Source organism: Streptomyces sp. NPDC045287 (assembly GCF_056432325.1).
In genome coordinates, this window is record NZ_JBWKJG010000001.1 from 182,823 (window position 1) to 203,930 (window position 21,108).

The following is a 21,108-nucleotide window of genomic DNA, read 5'->3' on the forward strand; positions in this document are numbered from 1 at the left end:
AGGGCTCCGATCGCCTTGGCCCGGTCGCTTCACCTGCGTGGCACGATGTGGAGGTTCGGTGAAGCGAACCCGATAATCGCAGGCAGGTGCGATTCCTGCAGCGCTTTTCACGCCTCGTGGCTCGGGTGTTGTGCACTCGTTATGCCTGCGCCCCACTCATCCCCTCTGTCCCCATGTGAGACCGGCGCGCAGAGAGGGTCATACGCTTCAAAAAGATCCTGAAATTGGGCATTCTTCACATGTGGTGACCTTGGACGTACGGCCTCAGCTCCTCGACGCACTCTCCGCCCTGCGCGACCGTGTCGCCGCCGTGCGCCTTCCCCTGCCCGTCCCGGGTGCTCCCCGGGCCCGGCAGACGCGGGCCGAGCTGCTGTCCCAGCTCGACGACTACTTGGTCCCCCGGCTCGTGGATCCCGAAGCGCCGCTCCTCGCCGTCGTCGGCGGATCGACCGGCGCCGGCAAGTCCACCCTCGTCAACTCCCTTGTCGGGCGCCCCGTCAGCGAAGCGGGCGTCCTGCGGCCCACCACCCGCGTCCCGGTGCTCGTCTGTCATCCCGACGACCTCCACTGGTTCTCCGGCACCCGTGTCCTGCCCCGCTTCACCCGTGTCTGGAGCGCACCCGGCGAGGACGGCGACGAGGATCCCGAAGGCCGCGCCCTGCGCGTCGAGACCGCCGACGCCCTGCCCCGCGGGCTCGCCCTCCTCGACGCGCCCGACATCGACTCCCTCGTCGTCGGCAGCCGGGAGGTGGCCGCCGAACTGATCTGCGCCGCCGACATCTGGGTGATGGTCACGACCGCCTCCCGGTACGCCGACGCCGTCCCCTGGCAGCTGCTCCGCACGGCCAAGGAGTACGACGCCACCCTCGCCATCGTCCTCGACCGGGTCCCGCACCAGGTGATCGGCGAGGTGTCCCGCCAGTACGAGGCGCTCCTCGTCCGGGCCGGGCTCGGCGCCGTACCCCGGTTCACCATCCCGGAGCTGCCCGAGTCGGCGGGCGGCGGCAGCGGTCTGCTGCCCGACACCGCCGTCGCCTCCCTCCGCGCCTGGCTCACCCACCGCGCCCAGGACCCCGACGCCCGTCGGCAGACCGTCTGCCGCACCGCCAACGGCGTCCTCGGCTCCCTCCGCGTGCGCATGCCGGAACTCGCCGGCGCCGTCGCCGCCCAGTGCGCCGCCGCCCTGCGGCTCACGGGCGCCGTCGAGGCGGCGTACGGGCGGGAAGGCGACCGGGTGCGGCGCGAACTGCGGCGCGGTGCCGTCCTGTCGGGCGACGCCCGCGCCCGCTGGCGTGCCCACCCCCACGACTGCACCCCCGCCGAACTGCTCGACGCCCTCACCGAGTCCTTCGGCGCCCTCCTCCACTGCGCCGTCGCCGCCGCCGACGAGCACCTGCGGGAGGCGTGGCGGTGCGAACCGGCCGCCTCCGCCTTCGGCGCCGTCCCCCTCGGGCGCGACCGGGAGGCGGGGGAGCGCGTGGGCATGGCCGTGCGCCGCTGGCGCCGCGTCCTGGAGGAACTGGCCGAGGACGAGGCGCGGCGCGCCGAGCGCTCCCCCGCGCCCGACTCCGACACGGTGGCCGCGCTGCTGGCCGTGACCCTCCTCGGCGGGCGCCGCGCGCGCGGGGCGGGGGAGCGGCTCGCGGAGCTGATCGGGGCCCAGGGCACCCTCCGCCTCCGCGACAGGGGCGCGGAACTGATCGACGCGTACGTCGACCGCGTCCTCCAGGAGGAGCGCGACCGGCGCATGGCACCGATCGACGCGTTCGGCGTCACCCCGGAACCGCAGGCCGAGCTCATCGCCGCACTGTCCGTACTGCAGAAGGAGAGGTGACGGCGGGTGAGCGCCGTGGAGCAGAAGTGGGACGACGGGCTGATCGCCCGCCGTGTCGTCGCCGGTCGGACCACCGAGGCGGCGAACGGCGGCTCCGGCAGGACCGGCGGTTCCGGCAGGTACGGCGGCCCCGGCAGGTACGGCGGACGCGACGGGCGTGACGGCGGATACGGCGGATACGGCGGACGCGGCGGGCGTGACGGGCGAGGCGACGGAGGCGGGAGCGGCGACGGCGGCAGGGGTGGCGGCGACGGCTCCGCGCCCCCCGGGGGCGTCTACGCGGCAGCCCTCAAGGAGCGCCTCGACGCCCTGCGCGACCTCCTGGGCCTCTCCGCCACCCGCCTCGACTCGCGGACCGTCGCCGAGGCGGGCCGGGTCCTCGACGAGGCCGCCGCCCGCCAGCGGCTCTCCCTCCGCCACACCGTCGTCGCCATCGCCGGCGCCACGGGAAGCGGGAAGTCAACTTTGATCAACGCGCTCGCAGGGGTCCCGATTTCGGAGACCGGCCTCAGGCGCCCCACCACCGCCGCGCCCATCGCCTGTGCCTGGTCCGAGGGCGCCGCCGGCCTCCTGGACCGGCTCGGCATCCCCGGCCGGTTGCGGCGCAGGCCCCTCGCGGGCGGCGACGGCGACGACGCCCTGCGCGGGCTCGTCCTCGTCGACCTGCCCGACCACGACTCGGCGCTCACCGCCCACCGCGACCAGGTCGACCGCGTCCTCGGCCTCGTCGACGCGGTCATCTGGGTCGTCGACCCGGAGAAGTACGCCGACGCGGCCCTCCACGAGCGGTACCTGCGGCCGCTCGCCACCCACGCCGAGGTCACCTTCGTCGTCCTCAACCAGATCGACCGGCTCCCCGGCGACGCCGCCCACCTGGTCCTCGACGACCTGCGCCGGCTCCTCGACGAGGACGGCGTGGCCCTCGGCGAGCACGGCGAACCCGGCGCCACCGTCCTCGCCCTGTCCGCCCTGACCGGCGAGGGGGTTGCCGAACTGCGCGACGTGCTCGGCGCGTTCGTACGGGACCACCACGCCGCCACGCGCCGCCTGTCCGCCGACGTCGACGCGGCCGCGGCCCGGCTGCGCCCCGTCTACGTGGGGGAGGGGCGGCCCGGGCTCGGCGAGCGGTCCCGCGAGGACTTCACCGCCCGGCTCGCCGTCGCCGTCGGCGCCGCCGCGGCGGGCGAGGCCGCCGAACGCGCGTGGCGGCGCAACGCCGGACGGGCCTGCGGCACCCCGTGGCTGCGGCTGTGGCGCTGGTACGAGGGGCTGCGCAACCCCGGCGGCGGGGGCGGCGAGCCCGTCCGGACCGCGCCGCCCGAGGAGGAGCCGACGGCCCGGCAGTGCGTCGAGCACGCCGTCCGCGTCGTCGCCGAGGAGGCCGCACGGGGACTGCCCGCGCCGTGGGCGCAGGCCGTCCGGGAGGCGGCGGCGCGCGGCGCGCGGGGTCTGCCCGAGGCGCTGGACAAACTGGCCGCGGACGCCCGCGCGCCGAAGGAGGGAAAACGGCCGCCCCGTCCCGCCTGGTGGCCGGTGGCCGTCCTCGCCCAGGCGTCCATGACGCTGGTCCAGGTGTTCGGCGCGCTGTGGCTGGTGGGCCAGATCGTCGGCGTGCTGGAGCCGGGCCTGATGCCGCCGGCGCTGGTCATGCTCGCCGGGATCGTGGGCGGTCCGCTCGTCGAGTGGGCGTGCGTGGTGGCGGCGCGGGGGCCGGCGCGCCGGTACGGGCAGGAGGTCGAGCGGCGGCTGTACGAGGCGGCCGCGGGGTGCGGCCGGGCCATGGTGCTCGACCCGATCGCGACGGAGCTGATGCGGTACCGGGAGGTGCGCGAGCAGTACGCGACCGTGTCGGGCGGCCGGACCCCGACCGGGTGACGGAGTTGTCCACAAACGCCGTCACCGTCCACAGGGCCGGGCGGGATCCGACGAGCGCGGCCACCATGGGAGGGACGGGCGACGCGGGGGAGCGCCGCCGGACGGGGAGGAGCAGGCGTCATGAACGACACTCTGGTGACAATCGTGGGGAACGTGGCGACCCACGTGGAGTACCGGGAGACCCCGACGGGCGGGGTGGCGAGGTTCCGCTTGGCCGCCACGACCCGCCGCTGGGACCGGGAGCGGTCGGCGTGGGCCGACGGGCACACCAGCTTCTACACGGTGAACGCGTGGCGACAGCTCGGCGCGAACCTGGCCGCTTCGGTGACGGTGGGTGAGCCGTTGCTGGTACACGGCAGGTTGCGGGTCCGCGAGGAGCCCGCGGGCGGGCGGGACGGTCAGCGCAGGACGTTCGTCGACATCGACGCGGTGGCCGCCGGCCACGACCTGACCCGCGGCACGGCGGCTTTCCGCCGGGGCGGTGGGAGACGGGAACCTGAACGCACCATGACGGAACGGCAGGACGAGACGCCGACACGCGACCTGGAGCCGGCGGTGACCTGAGATGGCCTCGGCACGCCGCCCATACCGCCCCGAACGGGACGTGTGGTGACGTCACTTCGGCGGCCCCTGACCGGAAAACGCACTGACCATGCCTGGTTCACGGTAACGATTTCGATTCGGAATGGTTGAGCGGGGGCCTCAGGAGGGACGGACCCTTCCCGCCTCTCTAGGATTCCGGTACTCACGGGGCACTTGAGTCATCAGGCGAATCCCACCCCCCACGTGTCGCGCGACGTGTCCCACGCCGCGTGCGCGTCGACGGGGACTCGCCCAGAGGGGAAATCTGTGTTTGCTGCGTTTTCTGTCCAGAGGCGGGAGCGGCTCGGCCGCCGGCTCGCCGCCGCGGTCCTGACCTCCGGTCTGATCGCGGGAGGCTCCATAGCCGGGGCGGCCGTGGCCGCCGCCGACGAGAGCCCCCAGCACCAGGGCGGCGCCTCCGCCACCCTCAACGGCCTCACCACCTACGACGACGCCGTCCTCACGCTCAACGGCGAGAAGAAGGAACTGCCCGCCGGTCTCTTCGAGATGGCCGTCGACGGGGGTGGCACGCTCAAGACGTACTGCATCGACGTCCACAACCCGACCCAGCAGAAGGCCAAGTACCTCGAGACCTCCTGGGACCAGACCTCGCTCGGCCACAACGAGGAGGCCGGCAAGATCCTCTGGATCCTGAAGAACTCCTACCCGCAGGTCGACGACCTGGCGGGCCTGGCCGAGAAGGCCGGCGCCGGGACCCTCACCAAGGAGACCGCCGCCGCCGGCACGCAGGTCGCGATCTGGCGGTACTCGGACGGCGTGGACGTCGAGGCCGTCGACCCGGCCGCCGAGAAGCTCGCGGACTGGCTGGAGGAGAAGGCCCAGAACCTCCAGGAGCCCAAGGCGTCCCTGGTCCTGGATGCGAACGCGGTCTCCGGCAAGGCCGGCGGCAAGCTGGGTCCGATCACCGTCCGCACCAACGCCGAGCGCGCCACCGTGACGGCCCCGGACGTCGCGGGCGTCAAGGTCACCGACAAGGACGGCACGCCGGTCACCGAGGCCAAGGACGGCACGGAGCTGTACGTCGACGTGCCCGCCGGCACCCCCGACGGCACCGCGGCGTTCAACGTCCAGGCCAGCACGTCCGTCTCCGTGGGCCGCGCCTTCGCCAGCCTCTCCAAGAGCCAGACGCAGATCCTCGCCGGCTCCAGCGAGTCGACCGTCTCCGCGACCGGCACCGCCACCTGGGCGAAGAAGGGCGCCATCCCGGCCCTGACCGCCGAGAAGAACTGCGCCAAGGGTGGCGTCGACGTCACCGCGAAGAACGAGGGCGACGAGGCCTTCACCTTCGAGCTGGCGAACCAGAAGGTCGAGATCGGCGCCGGCGAGTCGAAGACCGTCACCGTCCCGGTCGCCGAGGACCAGGCGTACGACTTCACCATCGCGCTGCCCGGCGGCGAGACGAAGACGTTCAAGGGCGTCCTCGACTGCAAGACCAGCAGCGACACCACCACCCCGCCGGCCGCGGGCGGCGACGAGCCGAGCTCCGCGCCGAGCCCGCAGTCCGGCGGCACCACCTCCGGTACGACCTCGGGCGGCACGACCGGCGGTGAGACCACCGGTGGCACCGCCGGCGACCTCGCCGAGACCGGCGCCTCCAACGCCACGCCGATGATCGCCGGCATCGCCGTCGCGTTCGTCCTGCTGGGCGGTGGCGCGGTCTTCCTCCTGCGCAAGAAGAAGGGCGCCGCGGCCGGTCAGTGACCTAGCGGCACCTCGTAGGGGCGATCCCGGACGCACACCACGCCCGGGACCGCCCCCTTTTTTCTCCGCCCCTCCCACCCCGTCAGTCACCCGCCCCGGCCTGCCCCGGCCCACGAGCTGCCCGCCCCGTCAGTCACCCGCCCCGGCCCACCGATCGCCGCCCCGGCCCACAGGCTGCCCGCCCCGGCCCACGAGCTGTCCGCCCCGGCCCACCGGCCGCCGCCCCGGCCCACGGCCCGCCGAAGCGGACGACGCGGGCCCGCGACGGGCGACGACTCGCCCCACCCGGTCCCGCCCCGGCCCGCCAGTCGCTTGCCCCGGCCCACGGCTGTCGAAGCGAATGCCGTCCGAACGCCGTCCGTCCCGGCCCACGAGCTGCCCGCCCCGGCCCACCGATCGCCGCCCCGGCCCACAGGCTGCCCGCTCCGGCCCACCGGCCGCCGCTCCGGCCCACGGGCCCGCCGAAGCGGACGCCGCTGGGACCGGCCCGCCTGTTCGCCTCATCCCTCCCCACCGCCACTCGCGCCGGGAGGAGCGAGCGGCGCGGGTGCGGGGTTCCGGCCGTCCGAGCTTCGTACCCCCGGGTGCGCCTGGGTGGTCGCTGGGCCGTCGCTGGGCCGTGAGGGGGCCGCCAATGGCCACGCATGCTCACCAATCGCCACTTGATCAACCTTGAGAGGGCTCGCCTCCCGCCTGGGTCAGGCGCCTCCCACCTACTCGTTTTCGTCTGGGGGTGGCGGTCAGGCAAGATGGGGTGTATCTGCCCTCATGCGGCGGAGCCGCGAATCGACTCCTACTGATTGCCGGACGGTTTCTCTTGGCTGAGTACATCTACACGATGCGCAAGACGCGCAAGGCGCACGGCGACAAGGTCATCCTCGATGACGTGACGCTGAGCTTCCTGCCCGGCGCGAAGATCGGTGTGGTCGGCCCGAACGGCGCCGGTAAGTCCACCGTGCTCAAGATCATGGCGGGTCTGGAGCAGCCCTCCAACGGCGACGCGTTCCTGTCGCCCGGCTACACGGTCGGCATCCTCCTCCAGGAGCCCCCGCTCAACGAGGAGAAGACCGTCCTGGAGAACGTCCAGGAGGGCGTCGCCGAGGTCAAGGGCAAGCTCGACCGGTTCAACGCGATCGCCGAGGAGATGGCGACCAACTACACCGACGAGCTGATGGAGGAGATGGGCAGGCTCCAGGAGGAGCTCGACCACGCCAACGCCTGGGACCTCGACGCCCAGCTCGAGCAGGCCATGGACGCCCTGGGCTGCCCGCCCGGCGACTGGCCGGTCACCAACCTCTCCGGTGGCGAGAAGCGCCGCGTCGCGCTCTGCAAGCTGCTGCTGGAGGCGCCCGACCTGCTCCTCCTCGACGAGCCCACCAACCACCTGGACGCCGAGTCCGTCCAGTGGCTGGAGCAGCACCTCGCCAAGTACGACGGCACCGTCGTCGCCATCACCCACGACCGGTACTTCCTCGACAACGTCGCCGGTTGGATCCTGGAGCTCGACCGCGGTCGCGCCATCGGCTACGAGGGCAACTACTCCACCTACCTGGAGACGAAGCAGGCCCGCCTCAAGGTCGAGGGCCAGAAGGACGCCAAGCGCGCCAAGCGGCTCAAGGAAGAGCTGGAGTGGGTCCGCTCCAACGCCAAGGGCCGGCAGGCCAAGTCCAAGGCCCGCCTCGCCCGGTACGAGGAGATGGCCGCCGAGGCCGACAAGATGCGGAAGCTGGACTTCGAGGAGATCCAGATCCCGCCGGGCCCGCGCCTGGGCAACGTCGTCGTCGAGGTCGAGAACCTCAGCAAGGCGTTCGGCGACAAGGTCCTCATCGACGACCTCAGCTTCACCCTCCCGCGCAACGGCATCGTCGGCGTCATCGGCCCGAACGGCGCCGGCAAGACCACGCTGTTCAAGATGATCCAGGGGCTGGAGCAGCCCGACTCCGGCACCATCCGCATCGGCGACACCGTCAAGATCAGCTACGTCGACCAGAGCCGCGAGAACATCGACCCCAAGAAGACCCTGTGGGCCGTGGTCTCCGACGAGCTCGACTACATCAACGTCGGCCAGGTCGAGATGCCGTCCCGCGCCTACGTGTCCGCGTTCGGCTTCAAGGGCCCGGACCAGCAGAAGCCGGCCGGCGTCCTCTCCGGCGGTGAGCGCAACCGCCTCAACCTGGCGCTCACCCTCAAGCAGGGCGGCAACCTGCTGCTCCTCGACGAGCCGACCAACGACCTCGACGTCGAGACCCTGTCCTCCTTGGAGAACGCGCTGCTGGAGTTCCCCGGCTGCGCCGTGGTCGTCTCCCACGACCGCTGGTTCCTCGACCGCGTCGCCACGCACATCCTGGCGTACGAGGGCGACTCCAAGTGGTTCTGGTTCGAGGGCAACTACGAGTCGTACGAGAAGAACAAGGTCGAGCGCCTCGGCCCGGACGCGGCCCGTCCGCACCGTGCCACGTACAAGAAGCTCACCCGGGGCTGAGGCGGCGCTTCGAGTGGCTCGGCACATCTACAGCTGCCCCCTGCGCTGGTCGGACATGGACGCCTTCGGGCACGTCAACAACGTGGTCTTCCTCCGCTACCTGGAGGAGGCCCGGATCGACTTCATGTTCCGGCTGGCGCCGGGGGACGGCTCCCCGTCGTTCTCCGGCGGGTCCGTCGTGGCCCGCCACGAGATCGACTACGTACGGCCGCTGGTCCACCGGCACGAGCCGGTGACCATCGAGTCCTGGGTCACCAAGATCGGCGCGGCGTCCCTGACGATCGCGTACGAGATCAAGGACCCCGACCAGGTGTACGTACGGGCATCCACGGTGGTCGTCCCCTACGACCTCCAGGCGCAGCGCCCGCGCCGCATCACCGCCGAGGAGCGGGCGTTCCTCCAGGAGTACGTGGACGACGGGATGCGTTCGGAGGGCGCCGTCGCATGACGGCGCCGCTGCACTTCGCCGAGGGCCGGGAGGCGGCGGGCATCGCCGCCTTCCTGGCCCGGTTGATCCACTACGACCGGGCCGCCGCCGTCCGCCTCCAGGCGGGCGGCGGGGCCCTGGCCGTCTTCGGCCGCCCGCCGTCGTTCGAGGTCCTCGCCGTCCGCACGGCGGCCCTCCTCGACGACACGGCCCTCGACACGACCGTCTCCGCCGGTGAGCTGCTCGACGGCATCGAGGAGGCGGCGGGCAAGGCGATCGTGCCCGCGCCCGTCACCGGCCCGCCGTGGAGCGGGCTCCTCCCGCCGCGCGGCGGCTGGCGCGAGGTGCCCGGCCTGCCGGACGCCGCCGGGTTGCGCGGCGCCGTCGCCGCGGCGGTCGCCGAGTTCCGCGCGCGGGACGAGCAGTTGCCGCCGCAGCACCGCACCCGTGCGGAACGCGACCGGATCGGCCGTGAGATATGGTCCCGTGCCCTCGCCGGCACGGGGCTTCCGCTGCGCGCCGCGCACGCCGCCCAGGCGCTGGGCTTCCTGCCGCCGGCCGGGGCCGTCCCGCACGAGGTGCCCGTGGTGCTGCTGTCCGCCGGGCCGTGGCTGCGGCTGCGCACCCCGTACGGCTCCGTGGCCGTGCGCACGGCGACGGGCCTCGGGAAGCTGGGCGTCACCCCCGTCCGCCGCTCCTGAGACCCGGGGCCTCCGCCCCTGAGACCCGGGGCCTCTGCCCCTGAGACCCGGGGCCTCTGCCCCTGAGACCCGGGGCCTCTGCCCCTGAGATCCCCCGGACCGGGGACCAGTCGCCCTGGGGTCGGCCACCCTGAGATCCGCCGGACTGGGGAGCAGTCGCCCGGGGTTCGGCCACCCTGAGATCCGCCGCTCCGGGGCCGCTGCTCCGGGGCCGCCGGGCCGCTCGGGCGCGACCCCGCCGCGCGCCGCCGGTTCAGCCGGCGGTGTTGACCATCGACGCGGCCGCGTACGTGAGGTAGTCCCACAGCTGCCGCTCGTGCTCCTCGGACAGCCCGAGCTCGTCCACGGCGACCCGCATGTGCTTCAGCCACGCGTCGTGCGCCGCCCTGTCCACCACGAACGGGGCGTGCCGCATCCGCAGCCGCGGGTGCCCGCGGCGGTCGCTGTACGTGCGGGGGCCGCCCCAGTACTGCATCAGGAACAGCGCGAGCCGCTCCTCGGCCGGGCCCAGGTCCTCCTCCGGGTACATCGGCCGCAGCAGCGGGTCCTCGGCGACGCCCTGGTAGAAGCGGTGGACGAGCCGCCGGAACGTCTGCTCGCCGCCCACCTGCTCGTAGAACGTCTGCTCCTGGAGAGTGCCGCGCGGAATCTCATTCACCCGTCCATCGTCTCAGACGCGCCGGCGGAAGACCCCGGCCCTAGGACCGCCGGACCCGCGCCCTCCCCATGGAAAAACGGCGATAGTGGACATATGGCTGTGGGTGTGGAGCGAGAGCGGGACCCGTTCGCCGAGGCCGCCGCCGAGGCGAGGCACCGGCTGGTGACCGCGCTCGCCGCCGGGGGCGCACTGCCCGACCCGGCCTGGCGGGCGGCGTTCGAGGAGGTCCCGCGCCACCTGTTCGTGCCGTACTACTACGTCGGCACCCTCGGCGGGTACGAGCGGCTGCGGTACGACGACCCCGACCCGGAGGGCCGGCGGCGCTGGCTGGAGGGCGCGTACGAGGACGAGCCGCTGGGCACCCGGCTGCGCGGCGGCGACCTCGTGTCGTCCGCCAGCCAACCGTCCCTCATGGCCGACATGCTGCACGCCCTCGACGTGCGGGACGGCGACACCGTGCTGGAGATCGGCGCCGGCTCCGGGTACAACGCGGCGCTCCTGTCCCACCGGCTGGGCGACGCGCACGTCACGACCGTCGACATCGACGCCGACATCACCGATGCCGCCCGCGCCCACCTCCACGCGGCCGGCCACCACCCCGCCGTCGTCACCGGCGACGGCGCCCGCGGCTGCCCGGACCGGGCGCCCTTCGACCGGATCGTCGCCACCTGCGCCCTGCCGTCCGTACCGCCCGGGTGGCCGGCCCAGTGCCGGCCGGGCGCGTACGTCGTCGCGCCGCTGTCCACGGGGATCGTCCGGCTGCGCGTCGAGGACGCCGAGCACGCGGAGGGCCGGTTCCTCCCCACGTCCGCGTACTTCGTCCCGCTGCGCGGCGCCCTCCCGGCCGCGCCGGAGCCACGCACCGGCGGGCTGCCCCGGCGCGCGCTCGACAGCGACCTGTTCCGCTTCCTGCTGACCCTCGTGTCGGGCCGCCTCGACCCGCACGAGGCGTACGACCTGTGGCGGCGCGAGGGCCGCCCGGCCCGCGAGCGGTACGGCGTGACCGTTCGCGGCGGCCGGCAGTGGGCGTGGCTGGACGACCCCGAGGGCCCGTACGCCTGGCCCCTGGGGGAGCCGGCCCGGCGGGACCGGGCCGGCGGCTAGCCCCGTACGACGGTGAGCGTCGTCCAGGCGCCCACGTGGACGCGGTCGCCGTCCTGGAGCGGTACGGGCACGTAGGGCTGGATCGGCTCGTCGGAGCCGTTCACGGTCGTGCCGTTGGTGGAGTTCTGGTCCATCACCACCCAGGAGCCGTCGGGCTGCCGCACGAACACGGCGTGCTGGTGCGACACGCCCGGGTCCTCCGGCGGCACCGACAGGTCGATGTCCGGCGACTCGCCCGTCGACTGCCGGCGGCGGCCGACCGTCACCTGCTGCCCGGTCAGCGGCACGCGCCGCTCGGGCGAGTAGGCGGGCAGGTTGAGGCTCGCCGCCTCGGGGCCGCTGCGGCGCATCATGGCCATGAAGTACTCGCGGTCGGGCCGCACGACGACGGCCCACCCGGCGGGCGCGTCCGCCTGCGGGTGCTGCGGGTGCTGCGGGTGCTGTGGCTGCTCGTGCTGTGGGGGTTGCCCGTGCTGCTGCGCCTGCCCGTGCGGGGGTTGCCCGTACTGCGGCTGGGGCGGCGGGGCCTGTCCCTGCGGGTGCTGCGGGTGTGCCTGCCCGCGCGGGGGCTGCCCCTGTGCGGGTGGCTGCGGGTGCTGCCCGTGCTGCGGCTGGGACGGCGGAGGCAGTACCCAGTCGTCGTCGCCGAGGGCGTCGGGCTGTCGGAACGCCTGGGGCGTCGCAGAGCCGGGCGCGGCCTGCGCCGACGCGGGCCCACCGCTCCCCGGGCCGGTCTCCTGGCCGGGTGCGCCGCCGGAAGCGGGCGCGGCCCCCGGGCCGAAGGCCGGAGCGCCGTGGGAGGGGCTGCCGGGGCCACCGGGGGAACCCTGACCGGGAGCTCCGGGACCCTGACCGGGGGACCCGGGATTCTGTCCGGGGGCTCCGGGGGTGTGGCCGGAGCCGCCCGGGCCGTACGCCGGACCGCCGGGGTGCGATCCGGTGCCGGACGGGGAACCGGGGCCGTACGCGGGGCCGCCGGGACCCGGGCCGGGGGTGCCGGGGCCACCGGGAGAACCCTGACCGGGGGCTCCGGGACCCTGCCCGGGGGACCCGGGATCCTGTCCGGGGGACCCGGGGGCGTGGCCGGGGCCACCCGGGCCGTACGCCGGACCGCCGGGGGTCGGACCGCCGGGAGTCGGGCCGCCCGGGTGTCCGCCGAAGGACGGGCCGCCGGCCGCGGGGCCGGGGCCGTTGCCGGGGCCGAAGGGCTGGTGGGGCGTGCCCGGTCCGCCGTGCGGCCCCCGTGCGGGCGCGCCGTCGCGGCCGAACGCCGGGCCGCCCCGATCGGGGCCCGCCGACCGGTCCGGGCGGGGACCGTCGAAGGGGGAGGACTCCTGGCCGGGGGGCGGCGCGAAGGAGGGCTCCCGCGGGCCGGGCTCAGCGGGCAGGGGCTCCGCCGGGCGGTTCACCTGCGACGGGCGGGAGCCCTGGTACTCGTACGGGTCCGGCGGGCGCGGCGCCGACGTGAAGCCGGGCGGCAGGTTCAGCCCGCCGCCCGGCCGGGACGGGGGCGGCGGAGGGGAGATCGGCGTGTACGACGTGGCCGTGTTGGTGAGGAAGTTCCACCGGCACTCCTCGCAGAACGGCGCCATCGCCTCCCGGGGCGTACGGCACTGCGGGCACAGCTCCGCCTGCTGCGTGGCGTGGGGGTCGCCGCCCGAGGGGCCCGGGTAGCCGTACCCGGGGGCCGCCGGCGGCGGGGGCGGGGGAGGAGGCGGCGGCACGGCACCCGCAGGCGCGCCCGCCCCGGCCATGCGGTGGCCGCAGACCTCGCACCAGTCGTCGGCACCCGACTGGTGTCCGTTCGGGCAGGTCGGCATCTCGGCCCTTCCCCCTCTCCACGCCGGCCGCCGCTGCGGCCGTCGTCACGGCTTCTTCCTGTGCGTCCGGTTCACGCGAACCGTCTTCGTGGACCGGGTCTCGAGCGTCATCTCGTCCGCGTCCGCGACCTTGGCCTTCAGTCGCACAGTACCCGTCGCCGCGTCGACGACGTCGACCACCTTCGAAAGCAGCTTCGCGGTGTCCGCGTTCCCCGAGGCGGTCGCCAACTGCACCGCGCGCCCGAGCCTGGCCGTCGCGCCGTGCAGATCGCCCGACTTGCGTGCTTCCAGACCCTGCTGGATGGCACGGGCGAGTTCGGCCTGGCCCGTGTAGTGCGCGACCTGCGGGTCGATGGGGGACGAAGCCGCCGCGTCGGCCGTCCACACCGCCCGTACGAGCCCCTGCCCCAGCGTCCGGGGCGGCCCCCCGGCCGGGTCGGCCTGGACCAGGGACACGCGCGCGGCGAGCATCTCCTGGCCGAGGCCGGCCGCCGGTACCCGCACGCACAGGTGGTAGTCGCGCGACTCGTCGCCCCACGAGCCCGTCGGGTAGTCCCCGGCGCGCGGCCCCGCTTCCGTACGGCGGCCCGTCAGGTCCTCCACGGCCGGTGCGACCTGCTTCACGAAGACGATCTCCGCGCCGGCCGGTGTCCACAGCCGCAGCGCGACGTCCGGGACCTCCTTGCCCATCGCGTGCTCCATCATCCGCGTGAAGTCCGCGGCGAGGCCCGCCGGGTCGGCGACGATGTCGGCCGTGCCGAGCAGCGCGGAGGCGACGCCGGTGACCTCCCTCACCTCCCAGTCGGTGCCGACGCCCCGCGCGTCGCAGGTGAACCGGCCCGCGCAGGCGTCGAGCGCCGCCCGCAGGTCCTGCGGCGCCTCGTGCTCGTTGCGCCCGTCCGTGAGGAGGACGCCGTGGCGGATGGCGGCGCCGGAGGCCGCGAGCAGCCGGTCGGCGAGCCGCAGCCACGTACCGATGGCGGTGCCCCCGCCGGGGACCAGGTGCCGCAGGGCCTCCTTCGCCTCGGCGCGCGTCCTCGCGCAGGCGGTGGCGAGGCGGCCGTCGCCCGGGTACACCTCCCGGGCGACGTGGGTGCCGGCGACGACGGCGAAGCACACGCCGTCGCGGAGGGTGTCGACCGCGGCGGCGGTGGCGTCGCGGGCGTGGCGCATCTTCGCCGGCGGGTACTCCATGGAGCCGGAGCAGTCGACCATCAGGACGACCGCGGCGCCGCGCCGCGGCCCGGCCGCCGTGCCGTGCCCGGAGCCGCCGGGCGCCCGGCGGTCGTGCGCCGGGTCGCGCTGGTGCGGTACGTGCCGGGCGGCCCCGGCGGGCAGCGGCGCCCCGCCCGTCGTACCGCCGCCCGTGGCGGAGACCGTCACGACGGCGTTCACCTCGCGCCCGCCCTCCGGCAGGTACTCGTTCTGGTACACGTCCACCGAGAACCGCGGCACGCTGGACTTGGAGAAGTTCGCCATCTGGTCGTCTCCCGGGCTCCTTGGTGCTCCACAACAACGGACGGAAGCGGGCTCGCGCCCCGGTCAGGCCGACACCGCCCCCGGCTCCGGCACGGCGAACGGCACCAGCGCCACCGTGACGTTGTCGTGGCCGCCGCCGTCGAGGGCGTGCCCGACCAGGACGCGCGCACCGTGCAGGGGGCGCTCGGCGGCGTCGGCGGGGAGGACGCGGGCCATGTCGCCGGCGGCCTCGGCGTAGTTCCACAGGCCGTCCGTGCAGACGACGACCACGCCGGGGCGGTCCGGCTGGAACACGGCCGTGTGCGGCTCCAGTTCGTAGGCGTCGGCGCCGAGCCAGCCGGTGATGGCGTGGGCGCGCTCGTCCGCGTACGCCTCGGCCTCGTCCATCAGGCCCGCCGAGACCATTTGGGCGGCCCACGAGTCGTCCTCGGTGAGCCGGGCCGCCGGGACGGCGCGGTCGTCGGGCACCCAGTAGGCGCGGCTGTCGCCGACCCAGCCGACGACGAGGAGGCCGTTCGCGGCGACGGCGCCGACGAGGGTGCAGGCCGGGGCGTTGCGGTGGCGGTGCGCGTCGTGCTCGAAGCCGTCGGGGCCCTCGGCGGGGGGCTCGACGGCGAGGGCGTTGACGGCGTCGGACGCGGCGACGATGGCGTCGTGCATCGCCTGCCGGGGGCTGGCGCCGAGGGGGAGCGCGGCCCGGAGGGAGGCGTCGGCGGCGCGGGCGGCGGCGGCCGAGGCGTCGTCGGGGCGGTACGCGGAGGACACGCCGTCGCAGACGATCGCGACGACGGCGGACGAACCGTCCGGGAGGGGGGCGGTCGACACGGCGAACGCGTCCTCGTTGCGGTGGTGCCGCAGCCCCCGGTCACTGACGGCGGCGACGGCGCGCCCCATCTCCCGTTCCATGTGGTCCCGCTCCCGTGGCTGTTTGTGTCCGCAGTTCTCGCAGTACCCGTCCGCCGCGACCCGCCCGGCCCGGCAGGCCACGCAGCGGGTCCCGCCGGTGGCGGCGGGGCGGAGGGCCACCCGGGGGTCGGGCGCCGCGAGCTCGAAGTCCCCGTGGGGGTCGTCGTGCCGCACGGACGGCTCGGGGGCGTCCGGCGGCGTGGGCGTGGGCGCGGGCGGGACCGGTGGGCCCTGCGGGGGTGCAGCGGGCGCCGGGGGCGTCGGCCCGATCCAGGGCGCCGGGGGCGCTGCGGGCGCGGGGGACGGCGCGGCGACCGGCGGCGGTACGGGACCGGGCGGGGGCGCGGGAGCCGCAGCCGGGTACGCCGGGCCGCCGGGCGCCGCGGACGGTCCGGGCGGACCGGGTGGCCCGGGCGGCGGGGGCGCCGTCGGGGGCGCGGGCGGCGGGGTGGCCAGGGCCACCGTGGGGTGGTCCGGGGGCGGCTCGGGCACGGCCGACAGGTCGTACCCGCACGCCCCGCAGAACCGGTCACCCGCCTCCAGCGGCTCCGAGCAGCCCGGGCAGGCCGACAATTGATGCGTCTGAGACATCGATCACACCCACGTCCGGGGGCGGAACCGGTTGGCCCGTTCCACCAGTTCGATCCTTTCATCGCCCCGCTGGGCGAGCCGGGCGAGCACCCGGTACGAGCGCTCCAGGCCGAACCGCAGCCCGCGCTCGTGGAGTTCGCTGCCCAGCAGTTCCTGGTCCGGGGGCAGGCCGCCGGGCCGCCCCGACAGCCACCAGTCGAGGGCCAGGCCCAGCACCTCCACCGACAGCCGTTCGCGTCGCACCGGGTCGAGCCCCAGGGCGTCGAGCGCCGCCACCTGGCGCGCCGCCGCGTACAGGTCGTCCCGCAGCGGCTCCGCCGGGTCCCGCCGGCGGAGCCGCGCGCGCACCGCCGCGACGCGCGCCGCGGTGTAGTGGATCGACGACTCGGGCACGGACTCCAGCGTACGCACCGCGGCCCCCCGGTCGCCCGCCGCCAGCTGGACGCGGGCCAGGCCGAACGCCGCGCCCACGTGGCTGGGGTCCGCCGTCCACACGAGGCGGTAGTACGCGGCGGCGCCGTCCGGCCGGCCGAGCACCTCGGCGCAGACGGCCAGCGCCAGCTTGGGCGCCGGTTCCCCGGGGAAGGCGCCGTACACCGCGTCGAACGCCGCCGCGGCCGTGGCCGTGCCGCCGGTCGCCAGGGAGACGACGCCGCGACACCAGACGACCCGCCAGTCGTCCGGGTACGACCGCTCCAACGCGTCCAGCACGCGTACGGCGGCCGGCGCGTCCCCCAGCTCCAGCAGGGCCCGCAGCTCCCGCAGGCGCAGCTCGGGCGAGTCGGCCGGGGCGGCCCGCAGGGCGGCCGCCAGCTCGGCCGGGCCGGACGCCACGAGCCCGGCCAGGAACGCGGCGTTCGGGTCGTCCGGATCGACGTGCGGCACGGGCAGCGCGAGCGCCGCGCCCCGCGCGTCCGGCGCGGCGAGCAGCGGCACCGGCCCGGCCGCCGCCGGGGCGCCCTTTCTGCGGCGCCGCGCGCGCGGGCCCAGGAGGGAGACCTCCCCGCCGGGCTCCGCGAACAGGACCGTGTCCGCCACCCGCGGCTCCGGGCCGAACAGGGGCGACAGGGCCGGTCTCGGCGTGCCCGTCCGGAGGGCGACGACCTCCCGCAGGACCCCCGTCAGCTGCTCCGCCATCTCCTGCGCGGACGCGAACCGCCGTGCCGGGTCCGGGTCCGTCGCCCGGACCAGCAGCCGGTGGAACGACTCGTACCGCCGGAACACCTCGATGTGCTCCGGCTCCGGCAGCGAGTCCGCGAACACGTTCGTGTAGCCGTGGAAGTCGAACGTCAGCACCGCCAGCGTCCGCGCCACCGTGTACAGGTCCGACGCGACCGACGGGCCCACCTCCGCGACCTCGGGCGCCCGGTAGCCGACCGTGCCGTAGACGGCCGACTCGTGGTCGTCCATCCGCCGCACCGCGCCCATGTCGATCAGCTTCAGCTGGTCCTCGCTCTGGATCGCGTTGTCGACCTTGAAGTCGCAGTACAGCAGGTTCCTGCTGTGCAGGTGTCCCAGCGCCTCCAGCGCCTCGATGCCGTACGCGCACGCCTGCTCGACCGGCAGCGGGTCGCGCCGGCCGTCCGGTCCGCGCCGTCCGTTCGCGATCTCCTTCAGGGACTTGCCGCCGACGTACTCCATGACGATGTACCCGTCCAGCGAACCCGTCCGCTGGTCCAGGTGCTCCACGAAGTTGTAGATGCGGACGATGTTGGCGTGCTCGATCTCGGCGAGGAACCGCCGCTCCGAGATCGCCGCCGCCATCGCGTCCTGGTCGCCCGTGTCCAGCAGGCCCTTGAGGACCACCCACCGGTCGGAGACGGCCCGGTCCACGGCGAGGTAGATCCACCCGAGCCCGCCGTGCGCGAGGCAGCCCGCCACCTCGTACTGGCCGTGCACCACGTCGCCCGCCCGCAGCTTCGGCACGAACGAGTACGGGTGGCCGCACCGGGTGCAGAACCCCTCCGTACGGCCCGGCCGCCCGCCGCGCGCCCGGCCGACCGGCGCCCCGCAGTCGGAGCGGGAGCAGAACCGCCGCCGCTCGGGCACCTCCGGGCGCTCCATCACCGCCGAACGCGGATCGGGACGCGGCACGGCCGGCACCGCCACCAGGCCCGCGCCCAGCCGTCCGCGCGCCGAACGGCCGCTGGAGGAGCCGGAGCTGCGGACCGACACGGACCGCGCCGTCGCCGGACCCGACAGGACCCGCGCCGGCCGCCCGGACCCCGACCGGCGCGAACCCGCCGAGCCCGTCGAACGGGACGGGTGGGACGGGCGGGCGGAGGAGCGGGACGGGCGTGCGGACGGCGACCCCGCCGGGCCGTCCCCCTCCGGCCCGCCGCCCACCGCACCCGTCGTCGGCGACGACATCGCGCTCGTCGGCGGTGACGACACCGCGCCGTCCGGGGCGACGACCGGGGCCAGCCCGCACGTGTCGCAGTACAGCTCGCCGCCGCCCACGTCCTCGTACGCGCCGTCGCAGTCCGGGCGCTGGCACGGTCTCATCCGCGCCCCCCGGCCGACAGGACCTCGCTCGCCGCCCGCTGGTAGCGCAGGACGGCCCGTTCGGCGGCGCGCAGGTCGCACGGGGCGCTCCACAGCATGCGGCGCGCCGTGTCGTACCGCTCGCTCAGGACCGGGTCGTCCGCCAGCCCGTGCCGGGCCGTCCTCGCCCGGTACGCGTCGAGGCGCCCGCGCAGTTCGGCGCGGACGGCGAGCGGCGCGGTCACCGCGGCCAGCGACTCGCGGGCGCGCAGCAGCTCCTCCTCGGCCTCCCGCTCCAGCGCCTCCAGCAGCGGGGACAGCCGGTGCCAGCGGGCGTGCCGCCGGTACTCGGCGGCGGTCGCCAGCCGCTCGTACAGCGCGGTCGGCGGGCCGCTCACCACCGGCACTTCCGACGCGGCGATCTTCGCCAGGACCTCGACGCGCGCGGTGCGGGCCTCGGCGAGGGTGCGGTCGGCCCGCGACAGCAGGTCCCGCAGCCGCAGCAGCCGCGACTCGGAGTCCTGCCGCACCTGGAGGACCGCCTCGATCTCCCGGCGTACGTCCTCCAGCGCCCGCGCGGCCCGGTCGTACCGGTCCGTGTCCGGCCGTCCGCTGCCGGGCGCCGAACTGCCCGCGGCCGGCCGCCAGAACGCCAGCGGGTCGCTGACGACCTGGGCGCGCAGCGCGGTCAGCTCCTCGGTGATGGCCTCCAGGTCGTCGCCCGCCGGGTGCTCCCCGGGCCGCACGCCGACGGAACGCGCCAGCGACCGCGTCCGGTTCAGCTCCGCCGCGAGCAGGTCTATCCGGGCGGGCAGCGCCGACCAGACGGCGTCCGCCGACACGACGACGTCGAGGGAGCGCGCGTACAGCTCGTTCATCCGCGCGACCAGCCGGTCCAGCGTGAACCGCTCCACCCGCGCGCACGCGGAGGACTCCGGCGGCGCCCCGGGCTCCGCCGCGTCCGGCACGGCGACGCTCTCGCCGCACAGCCGCTCCGTCAGCTCCACCAGCTCCTCGCGCTCCGGCCAGCGGCGCCGGGCGCGCACCTCGCGGGCGGCGCGCAGCGCGTCCGTGTACGCGTCGAAGTACGTCCACAGCAGCGCCGTCGTCCGCTCGGTCGCGGCCCAGCGCTCCGCGGTCGTCCCGGTCAGCGCGGTGCCTTCGAGCAGCCTGCGGCCCGCGTGGTCCTGCAGCGCGAGCAGCGAGTCCTCGACCGCCTTGTGCTCCGCGCCGAGGCGTGCCAGCGCACGGTCCACCTCGTCCCGGTCCATCACCGGACCGGGGGGACCCGTGACGCCCATCGATCACCTCTCGCTCTCAGGGGGACGGTTTCGTCCGGTACTTGGGCGCGGGCGGTCCGGATATGCCGGGCAGGTCCGCCTTGAGCCACTTCTCGTACGCGCGTGTCCACGGTCCGGCACGGTATGCCACGAGGACGTGGTTGACGCGGCGCACCAGGTCGTCGTGGCCCAGCCTGGCGGCCACGCCGTAGTACTCGGTCGTGAACGGGGCGCCCTTGAGCTCCACGGCCGGGTCCTGGGCGGCCTGGCCGGCGGCGAGGGCGCTGTCGGTGACGACCGCGTCGACCTCGCCCGCCTGCAGCCGCACCAGGCAGTCCAGTTGGTTCGGCACGGTGTACCGGTCGGGGTCGCGCGGGGTGCCGTCGTGCTCGTCGCGGTGGACCGCGCCGTACGACTCGCGCTCCAGCGCCTCGTACGCCGTGGAGCCCTCGGCCGAGCAGACGCGCTTGCCGGCCAGGGACGCGTCGTACCCGGTGATGGGGGAGTCCTTGGCGGCGAGGACCTGCTGGCCGGTCTCGAAGTAGGCGGTGGAGAACGCGACCTGCCTGGCCCGGGCGCAGTTGATCGTCATCGTCCGGACGACCAGGTCGACCTTGCGGCCCTCCAGCGCGGCGACGCGCTGGTTGGTGGGCACGGCGCGGAAGATCACCGCGTCGGGGCTGCCGAGGACGTCCGCGGCGATGGCCCGCGCCAGGTCGATGTCGAAGCCCTCCAGGGTGCCCTTGACGGGGTCGCGGTAGCCCCAGCGGTAGCTGTTCTGGTCGACGCCGACGACGAGCTTCCCGCGCGCCTTGATCGCGGCGATCGTCGGCCCGTCCGCGGCGGACGGCGGCAGCGACGCCTCCGGGTCCGCGCAGTCCTCCGCGGCCTGCCCGGCGGTTGCGATCTGACCGGCAGTCGTGGCCTGCCCGGCGGCGGTCTCCCCGACGGCGGTCTCCCCGGCGGACGCGGCCTGCCCGGCCGCGGCGGGCAGCGCCCGCGCCGGGTCCGTGCCGGGAGGTCCGGCCGGGCCGGGCCCCGGCGGTACGAGGGCCGAGGCCGCCGCCAGCAGGCAGGCGGCGCCCAGGGCGCCCGCCCCTCCCCGGCGGCGCGGTCGGCCGCGCCGTGTTCCACGGTCGTCCACCGCACCCCTCCCCCCGCCG

16 protein-coding genes are annotated in these 21,108 nt (G+C 75.4%); 9 read left to right on the top strand and 7 right to left on the bottom strand.

All coding sequences use genetic code 11. From position 1 onward, the window contains the following. The first annotated feature begins 250 nt into the window (after window positions 1-250). The 7 genes from AC07D6_RS00850 to AC07D6_RS00880 all read left to right on the top strand — a co-directional run bounded on the left by AC07D6_RS00850 (window position 251) and on the right by AC07D6_RS00880 (window position 9,623). Window positions 251-1,834 carry a dynamin family protein gene (locus AC07D6_RS00850; RefSeq protein WP_479041537.1) on the top strand — a complete coding sequence of 528 codons (1,584 nt, stop codon included), beginning with the start codon at window positions 251-253 and terminating at the stop codon, window positions 1,832-1,834. A gap of 15 nt (window positions 1,835-1,849) precedes the next feature. Then, complete coding sequence (locus AC07D6_RS00855) at window positions 1,850-3,709, top strand: GTPase (RefSeq protein ID WP_479041539.1); 1,860 nt, start codon at window positions 1,850-1,852, stop codon at window positions 3,707-3,709. A 120-nt stretch (window positions 3,710-3,829) separates the two neighbouring features. Further along, window positions 3,830-4,273, top strand: coding sequence for a single-stranded DNA-binding protein (locus AC07D6_RS00860; protein ID WP_479040957.1), 444 nt, complete (start codon window positions 3,830-3,832; stop codon window positions 4,271-4,273). Window positions 4,274-4,558: 285 nt separating this feature from the next. After that, window positions 4,559-6,013: a Cys-Gln thioester bond-forming surface protein gene (locus AC07D6_RS00865; protein ID WP_479040959.1), complete on the top strand. Its 1,455-nt coding sequence runs from the start codon at window positions 4,559-4,561 to the stop codon at window positions 6,011-6,013. 817 nt (window positions 6,014-6,830) lie between these two features. Further along, on the top strand, window positions 6,831-8,495 hold the full coding sequence (gene ettA / locus AC07D6_RS00870) for an energy-dependent translational throttle protein EttA (protein ID WP_479040961.1): 1,665 nt from the start codon (window positions 6,831-6,833) through the stop codon (window positions 8,493-8,495). Window positions 8,496-8,508: 13 nt separating this feature from the next. After that, window positions 8,509-8,943, top strand: a complete 435-nt coding sequence (locus AC07D6_RS00875) for an acyl-CoA thioesterase (protein WP_315880880.1) — start codon at window positions 8,509-8,511, stop codon at window positions 8,941-8,943. Next, entirely contained in the window at window positions 8,940-9,623 is a 684-nt protein-coding gene (locus AC07D6_RS00880; RefSeq protein ID WP_479040963.1) for a DUF8010 domain-containing protein, read from the top strand. The genes AC07D6_RS00875 and AC07D6_RS00880 overlap by 4 nt, the downstream gene beginning before the upstream one ends. Before the next feature lie 253 nt (window positions 9,624-9,876). Here AC07D6_RS00880 and AC07D6_RS00885 read toward each other — a convergent pair whose 3' ends face one another. Further along, window positions 9,877-10,281, bottom strand: a complete 405-nt coding sequence (locus AC07D6_RS00885; protein ID WP_479040965.1) for a globin — start codon at window positions 10,279-10,281, stop codon at window positions 9,877-9,879. Window positions 10,282-10,374: 93 nt separating this feature from the next. Here AC07D6_RS00885 and AC07D6_RS00890 point away from each other — a divergent pair, with 93 nt between their 5' ends. After that, complete coding sequence (locus AC07D6_RS00890) at window positions 10,375-11,385, top strand: methyltransferase domain-containing protein (RefSeq protein WP_315880883.1); 1,011 nt, start codon at window positions 10,375-10,377, stop codon at window positions 11,383-11,385. Here AC07D6_RS00890 and AC07D6_RS00895 read toward each other — a convergent pair. Next, a complete protein-coding gene (locus AC07D6_RS00895; protein WP_479041541.1) occupies window positions 11,382-12,977 on the bottom strand; it encodes an FHA domain-containing protein in 1,596 nt (531 codons plus the stop codon). The genes AC07D6_RS00890 and AC07D6_RS00895 overlap by 4 nt on opposite strands. Between AC07D6_RS00895 and AC07D6_RS00900 the strand changes: the two genes are divergently transcribed. Further along, window positions 12,916-13,059: a hypothetical protein gene (locus tag AC07D6_RS00900; RefSeq protein ID WP_479041584.1), complete on the top strand. Its 144-nt coding sequence runs from the start codon at window positions 12,916-12,918 to the stop codon at window positions 13,057-13,059. The genes AC07D6_RS00895 and AC07D6_RS00900 overlap by 62 nt on opposite strands. 191 nt (window positions 13,060-13,250) lie before the next feature. Here the strand turns inward: AC07D6_RS00900 and AC07D6_RS00905 are convergent, their stop codons facing one another. The 5 genes from AC07D6_RS00905 to AC07D6_RS00925 all read right to left on the bottom strand — a co-directional run bounded on the left by AC07D6_RS00905 (window position 13,251) and on the right by AC07D6_RS00925 (window position 21,089). Beyond that, a complete protein-coding gene (locus AC07D6_RS00905) occupies window positions 13,251-14,684 on the bottom strand; it encodes a vWA domain-containing protein (RefSeq protein ID WP_479040967.1) in 1,434 nt (477 codons plus the stop codon). Between the two features lie 63 nt (window positions 14,685-14,747). Continuing rightward, entirely contained in the window at window positions 14,748-16,181 is a 1,434-nt protein-coding gene (locus AC07D6_RS00910; protein WP_479040969.1) for a protein phosphatase 2C domain-containing protein, read from the bottom strand. A 3-nt stretch (window positions 16,182-16,184) separates the two neighbouring features. Next, window positions 16,185-18,686 (bottom strand): serine/threonine-protein kinase, encoded by a 2,502-nt coding sequence (locus tag AC07D6_RS00915; protein WP_479040971.1) that lies wholly within the window; start codon window positions 18,684-18,686, stop codon window positions 16,185-16,187. Next, window positions 18,683-19,966 (bottom strand): hypothetical protein, encoded by a 1,284-nt coding sequence (locus AC07D6_RS00920; RefSeq protein WP_479040973.1) that lies wholly within the window; start codon window positions 19,964-19,966, stop codon window positions 18,683-18,685. The genes AC07D6_RS00915 and AC07D6_RS00920 overlap by 4 nt, the downstream gene beginning before the upstream one ends. 16 nt (window positions 19,967-19,982) lie before the next feature. Next, window positions 19,983-21,089 (bottom strand): glutamate ABC transporter substrate-binding protein, encoded by a 1,107-nt coding sequence (locus tag AC07D6_RS00925; protein WP_479040975.1) that lies wholly within the window; start codon window positions 21,087-21,089, stop codon window positions 19,983-19,985. Window positions 21,090-21,108: the final 19 nt, after the last annotated feature.